The 6414-nt window shown below is 67.1% G+C and carries 5 protein-coding genes and 2 pseudogenes; 3 read left to right on the top strand and 4 right to left on the bottom strand.

Going from position 1 to position 6414, the window contains the following annotated elements; genetic code table 11:
* Window positions 1–150: 150 nt before the first annotated feature.
* Window positions 151–717: a peroxiredoxin-like family protein gene (locus tag ABDW21_RS15895; RefSeq protein ID WP_343710726.1), complete on the bottom strand. Its 567-nt coding sequence runs from the start codon at window positions 715–717 to the stop codon at window positions 151–153.
* A 256-nt stretch (window positions 718–973) separates the two neighbouring features.
* The gene (locus ABDW21_RS15890; RefSeq protein WP_343602951.1) at window positions 974–1564 is read right to left on the bottom strand and encodes a hypothetical protein; all 591 of its coding nucleotides are present in this window, start codon (window positions 1562–1564) and stop codon (window positions 974–976) included.
* Between the two features lie 249 nt (window positions 1565–1813).
* On the opposite strand from ABDW21_RS15890, the gene ABDW21_RS15885 reads away from it, so the two are divergent.
* A complete protein-coding gene (locus tag ABDW21_RS15885) occupies window positions 1814–3184 on the top strand; it encodes an NAD(P)/FAD-dependent oxidoreductase (protein WP_343710724.1) in 1371 nt (456 codons plus the stop codon).
* A 278-nt stretch (window positions 3185–3462) separates the two neighbouring features.
* Window positions 3463–3586: pseudogene (locus tag ABDW21_RS15880) on the top strand (DNA-3-methyladenine glycosylase 2 family protein); the annotation flags it as partial.
* An 84-nt stretch (window positions 3587–3670) separates the two neighbouring features.
* Here the strand turns inward: ABDW21_RS15880 and ABDW21_RS15875 are convergent.
* Together ABDW21_RS15875 and ABDW21_RS15870 are read right to left on the bottom strand one after the other, a co-directional pair.
* The gene (locus ABDW21_RS15875) at window positions 3671–5092 is read right to left on the bottom strand and encodes a chloride channel protein (protein ID WP_343710725.1); all 1422 of its coding nucleotides are present in this window, start codon (window positions 5090–5092) and stop codon (window positions 3671–3673) included.
* An 82-nt stretch (window positions 5093–5174) separates the two neighbouring features.
* Window positions 5175–5300 (bottom strand): hypothetical protein, encoded by a 126-nt coding sequence (locus ABDW21_RS15870; RefSeq protein ID WP_343602947.1) that lies wholly within the window; start codon window positions 5298–5300, stop codon window positions 5175–5177.
* Window positions 5301–5657: 357 nt separating this feature from the next.
* Between ABDW21_RS15870 and ABDW21_RS15865 the strand changes: the two are divergent.
* Window positions 5658–5808, top strand: a pseudogene (locus tag ABDW21_RS15865) (pirin-like C-terminal cupin domain-containing protein); the annotation flags it as partial.
* Between the last annotated feature and the right edge of the window lie 606 nt (window positions 5809–6414).

The raw sequence follows: 6414 nt of genomic DNA, 5'->3' as shown, positions 1-6414 counted from the left end.
TAACCACTGAACCTGGATTAACCACTGCCAGTGGGTCATTCGATTGACCTTCAGCACGGACCCGCCCACCGCCGGAGAGGTGCCTGGTCTCAACCCGAATCCGTGCACGGGTGCGGGTTTCGCCGGGCGGCGGACGGTATGGGGCGCTGGTCACGCCGTCTCCGTTCCGCGAAGCAGGCGGTGGACATCCAGCAGTTGACCCACCGACCACTGGTCGTCGGCATGGCGCCCGTAGTGGGCAGCGACCACGGTTCCGTCGGGGTCGATAAGAAAGTCGGCAGGCAATCCCCAATGTGTGGTGCCGTAGCGACGTCCGACACCGGCACAATCGGGATCGTTGCGACGGACCAGCGCCGACGTCCCGCCGCGGATGGCGCCCCACCAAGCCCGCGGATCCGCGGCGGCGCGCAGGCCCGTCCCCACCCCGAACTCGCAGTACAGCACCCAGTCGGGATCGGCCACCACCGCGAACGGGAGCGAGGACTGATAGCCGCGCAGCTCGTCGTCTGGGGAGTGGAACAGCACCACCTCGACGATTCCAGCGTCAGCAACCTCCTGATGCCGGCGGGCAAAACTGCACAGACGCAGGTGGCAGATGGGACAGCCGGCGAACCGCCGGAACTGCAGGTGGGTCCGTCCCCGCTTCGCCGGCACCTCCACCAGCCGGCCGTTCATCGCCCGAAGGCGGCGTACCGGAACGGTTGCGCCACTGAACAACTGGGTGGACACCTCCACACTTTAGGGTGTGGGTGCGTTGGTACGGTAGCCCGTTTGTCGGGGCGGTGACAGTGTCAGGCCTTGCTGATCCAGCGAGCCTGGCCCGCAGTGTCGGCCTCATGACAGGGCCGACACCTGGGTACACCTCCATCGACGGCGCCCCAACGGACCCGCAGCCGGCTGCCGTACCGCTGTTCCGGCGGTAACCGATGCCGGCTGCGATCTCGGTGATCGGCGGGTTCGCTGAAAAACCTTGCTACCCGTTATCCCTTGGGGGGAGCGGTGGCCCGTATCCCGGATACGACGGGTTGGCCGCTGGGTCGGAAGGCTGGGTGACGACGGCGCGCGCGTCGTCGCGGGCGGTTGAGGGGAAAGACGTATCGACACACCACCAGGCGTCACAGATTTTGGCCCACCATTCAGGTACCGGTAGCGGCGAGGCGCCGCAGGGCAGCACACCGTAGCTTGAAGGGTCGCCGTCGCCCGGGGTGGATGCGACGAATTGGTCGACCAGCGTGGCGACGTCGCCGTCCACGTCGATCTCGCAGTGGACGTTCCCCGAATAGGGCCACGGGATCGCCACCTGCATGCCGGCCTTACTGGGATCGGTCAGCACGGTGTCGAACCTGAATTCGCGGCCGGTCGCGCTCAACGGGGCAGTGCCCGTATACCTCTCGTTGGCCATGAAGATTGCCCGGCCGCTGGAGATTGGCGAGTCGACCTTGGCGATGTAGGTGATGTTGTGCGGGTTGTGCGGGTCGGCCAGTGCCGTCGCCGGAGTCAACTGTGAGCTCGCCGCCACGCTCGCCAGTGCGGCGATCGCCCTCCATTTGTGCGCGCTGCTCATGACTGCGAACATTACGCCGCACCTCCCTTGACGGCCATGGATTTTCCGACCAGCATCACCCCGATCGAGTCGGGTTTGGTTGTCGCGCAGGCCGAAGACGTCACAGCCGTCACCACGAGTTCGAAGTCCATGGTTTTCGGGTATCCGGGTTCAGGGTCGGCCGTCGCGTCGACTCTCCGCCTACTGACACTGTGCTGGACCGCGGCGCCACCGCCGCGAAGGTTGTTGCCGAAACGGAGGGGGAACGTCATGCCCGAACACGAGACCGTCGATGTGGTGGTGATCGGCCTGGGCCCGGGCGGGGAGGCCGCCGGTGCACGCCTGGCTCAGGCCGGCCTGAAGGTGATCGGCGTGGATGCACGCCTGGTGGGTGGCGAATGCCCGTACTTTGGCTGCGTACCAACGAAGATGATGGTCCGGGCGGCCGACGCGCTCGCCGAGACGCGTCGCGTCTGCGCCCTGGCCGGATCGGCCGACGCCCAGCCGTCCTGGGCTCCGGTGGCCGCCCGCATTCGAAGCGAGGCCACCGACAATTGGGATGACACGGTCGCGGTCCGGCGATTCGAGAGCGCCGGTGGCCGCTTCGTGCGCGGCCGCGCGAGGATCACCGCGCCCGGGCAGGTGAGTGTGACGACCGAGCACGGCGAGCAGGTTTTTCATGCTACGCGGGCGATCCTGCTCAATCCCGGTACCGAGCCGGCGATCCCGCCGATCGAGGGGCTGGCCGATGCGCCCTTGTGGACCAACCGTGACGCAGTCGCCGTCGAGGACGTGCCCGCGTCGCTGACGATCCTCGGCGCCGGGCCGATAGGGTGCGAGTTCGCCCAGGTTTTCGCCCGGTTCGGCAGCGCGGTCACAGTCGTCGAACCCCAGCCGCGGCTGCTGCCCGCCGAGGAGCCCGAAGTGGGCGACGTGCTGGCTAAGGTGTTCGACGCCGAGGGCATCCAGGCCCGCACCGGCGCATCCGCCACCAAGGTGAGCCCGGATGCCACAGTGGTGAGCCTCGATGACGGCAGCGCCATCACCTCCGAGCGGCTGCTGGTGGCCACCGGTCGACGCGCCGATCTGGCCGCGCTGGGGATCGGCGCCGTCGGGCTGGACGAAACCGCCCAAGGGATCGACGTCGACGCGCGGATGCGCGCCGCCGAGCGGGTGTGGGCGATCGGCGATGTCACCGGCAAGGGCGGGTTCACCCACGTGTCGATGTATCAGGCCGGCATCGCCGCGGCCGACATTCTCGGCGAGAACCCCCAACCGGCCGAGTACCGTGCGGTGCCGCGGGTCACGTTCACCGACCCGGAAGTCGGGGCGGTCGGGTTGACCGAGCGAGCGGCCCGAGACCGCGGGATCGCGGTGCGCACCGGGGTGGCGGCGATCCCGTCGTCGGCGCGGGGCTGGATCCACAAGGTCGGCAACGACGGTGTGGTCAAGCTTGTCGAAGACGCCGACCGGGGCGTGCTGGTCGGCGCCACCGTGGTGAGCCCGGCCGGCGGCGAGGTGCTGGCGGTGCTGACTCTCGCGGTGGACGCGCAGGTGCCCACGGCGCGGCTGCGACGGATGATCTACGCCTACCCCACATTTCATCGGGCGATCGAGGACGCCCTGGCCGATCTGTCCTAACCTGACCGACGCGACCACTGTCGGCCGGGGCGGCTATCGGGCGAGCGTCCACTCCCGCAACGCCGGGATCACCGAGCGGGTGCTGCGCCGACTCGACGGGTGCCCGTATGTGTGGACGGCTGACTCGCTGGCCGACACGACGGGCTGGATCGTCGATTTCGCGTGCGGATCCGGACGGTGGTCAGCCGCGCGCGCCGTGTGCCATTGCTGGAACAGCTGACATTTCGTCCGGCGGCACGGGCGATGGACGCTGATGTCACTGCCGGGAGTATGGAGCCTGGACGCTGCTGGGGCGCCCGGTCGTCGACGCTGTCAGGCTCGAGCTGCTGGAACCGATGCGAGACCGCGCCGCTATCGTGTGGTCCGCTTACCGAACCGCATGCCAGCTGATTGGCATACTAACCGCGCCGTGGGCCGCGACTGTTCCCGGGCAAGACATCGGATCGTTAGGAGCGCGATGGGGATGTCAACCCGCGTCACATGGGATCAGTGTTGAGCCGCGTGCTGACGTTCGGCTTCGGCGGCCTCGCGGTTGAGGCGCTGTGCCCGGTAGATCGACACCCTGGTGCGCGACATCAGCAACGCCGCGATCCCCACTGCGATGATGGCTCCGGGCACCACCGAAAACGATCCGGTCATCTCCGCGACCATGATCATGACTGCCAGCGGTGCGTGGGCGACACTGCCGAAGCACGCCATCATCCCCACCACGACGAATATTCCCGGGCTGTCCGGTACCCCGGGCAGGTGCAACAACTCGCCGAGCCGCCAGATCGCTGCTCCCACGAAGGCCCCGATCACCATCCCGGGTCCGAATATGCCGCCGGATCCGCCGGTGCCGATCGACAGCGACGTGGCGATGATCTTGGCGATCGGGAGTAGGACGACAATCCAGAACGGAATCGTCGAGAGTGTTGTGGTGTCGGCGGCCAGTTGTATCCAGCCGTAGCCGCTACTGAGGACCTCTGGGACCAGCAACGCCAACAACCCGACCAGCAATCCGCCCAGTGCGGGTTTGAGCACCGGGCCGGCCGGCAGACGCAGCCGACCGGTCAGCGCCGCGATGCCGTAGAAGATGCGGGCGTACAGCCAGCCGACTCCTGCGGCCACGATGCCGAGGATGACGAACCACAGCAGGGGCCAGGCGTGCTCGAAGCGGTACTCGGCGTCGATGTAGCCGAACATCGGGTCGAAGCCCATAAACGAGCCGAGCACCGCATATGCCGTGGCCGAGGTGACGAAACCCGGGTACAACGTGCCGTAATCGAAATCTTCGCGGTACACGATCGACGCGGCCAGCACCGCCCCGCCCAGCGGCGCGCCGAAAATCGCCCCGATGCCAGCGCCGATGCCCAGCGAAACAAGGACCCGGGCGTCGGCATCGGCCAGGTTCAGCCGGCGGGCCAGCAGCGAGCCGAAACCGGCCGAGATCTGGGCCGTGGGCCCCTCGCGACCACCCGAGCCGCCCGAGCCGATGGTCAACGCGCTGACCACGATCTTCACCAGCGCCACGCGGGCACGGATGGAACGCGGATCGGTGTGGACGGCCTCGATGGCATCGTCGGTGCCATGACCTTTGGCCTCCGGCGCGAACCTGGCCACGATAAACGCCGACACCAACGCGCCCGCTGTCGTCACCAACGGAATCGCCCATGGCCGGAGGTAACCGGCCGACCCGGGGTTGTTGCCCTCACCGAACGGCGTGGGGATTTGGTAGCCGGCCAGATCGCCCAGTAAGAAGTCGGTGGTGTAGGTCAGCGTCAGATAGAAGACGACCGCCCCGAGGCCCGCGATGACGCCGACCGTGATGCCCAGAAAGAGCCACTTACGCAGGTAGCTGGCATCCCGGACGAATGCGCCGACCCGTCCTCCGGCGTTGTCAGCGCCGCTCCCTCCCGCATCCGGCATGGTTTCAGACACTAATCGAGCGAAGATACGGGTGGCAATTCCCCGGCATCACGAAAAGTGCCCGCTAAACGCCCTCGGTGCATCACGTAAAAGTGCCCGCGAAACGGTGACCGTCGTCGGGCATGGAAAGTGGGTTGTCGATGACGTCTCGGGCCGAGATCACCACGAAGTACGCCAGGGCGTATGGGAAGGCGTCGAAGAAGGACAAGGGGCGTGTCCTGGATCAGGTGATGTCGGTGACGGGCTGGTCGCGGGATAACGCTCGGCGCCGACTTACGCAGGCGGCGAAACGGCCACCGAGCGACCCAGCGAGAAGCCGGGCACACAAACGCGGCAGTGGGTCGGCAGGAGCGTGGAGCACCCAACGGCCACAGTCGCCCTTCGCATCGTCGCGGCGACGACGAGACGTGCTCATTACCCGCGACGAGCACCATGCCGTCGTCACGCAGTCGCTCGGCGGTGAGGTGAACCGCGTCGTAGCCACGCAGCGCTTGGGCCTCGTTCAGATTCCGGCGCGACGGATCAGGTCCGCATCGACCTCAACAAAAACAACCTGGTCAAGGAGGCGGTCTTCGGTCCCGGCGACTGGATCACTGTCGCTGCCGAACCGACCCCAGGTTCGCACCGAGCCGCCCTGAACGTGCCGATCCTCGGCGGACAACCAATTCGGGAGCCGGTATTTCAGTGCGGCCCATTCGTGATGAACACCTAAGGGGTGATTGATCCAGGCGCTTGAGGTCAGAGATGAGCATCTACGCCAATACCGTTGTAGCGCTGGCGATTTCGGGCAGCAGCGGCTCGTTGCGGGTCGGGCGAAGGGGACCACGTCACCGATGGCGGCCAGTGCGATCGACACCACGCCGCTGGCCCCGATCGCGCGCTTACAACCCGCATCCCGATGAACGGGTGGACCCACGCCGTGGCGGCGGTGCGAACGGTGACGGCGGTCAGTGACGCGCGAATCACCGGTCGTCGTCCTGCCCGGTCGGGATCAGGAGACCTCGACCATGGTTTCCCCGCAGCAGCACGTCGGTGTGTTTTGTCCGGTGCACGTCGGCGGTGCCGCCCTCGTCACCGTCAACTCACACCCGCAGCCCGCATCGGGACAGCGGTACACCTCCCCGGCCTTAAATGGCATCTTCCTCAACTCCTTCTCGCTTCTCCATCTGACAACATCACCGTAGAACCCGGTCCCAGGGGCAAGGTCAATACTGGGAGACCGGAGGACACCGCGATGACCGTTCAGTCACTGACCATCGGGCAGGCCGCGCGCGCGGCGGGCGTCAGCCGCAAGGCGATGCGGGTCTACGAAGCCAAGGGCC

Origin of the sequence: Mycobacterium sp., assembly GCF_039583805.1 — a bacterium.
GTDB lineage: Bacteria > Actinomycetota > Actinomycetes > Mycobacteriales > Mycobacteriaceae > Mycobacterium.
Note: the sequence above shows the minus strand (reverse complement) of the source record. Positions and strands in the feature narration are given on the sequence as shown.

Coding starts and splice junctions, on each gene's coding strand:
- ABDW21_RS15890 (WP_343602951.1), bottom strand. CDS start 1,564: ATGAGCAGCGCGCACAAATGGAGGGCGATCGCCGCACTGGCGAGCGTG.
- ABDW21_RS15875 (WP_343710725.1), bottom strand. CDS start 5,092: ATGCCGGATGCGGGAGGGAGCGGCGCTGACAACGCCGGAGGACGGGTC.
- ABDW21_RS15885 (WP_343710724.1), top strand. CDS start 1,814: ATGCCCGAACACGAGACCGTCGATGTGGTGGTGATCGGCCTGGGCCCG.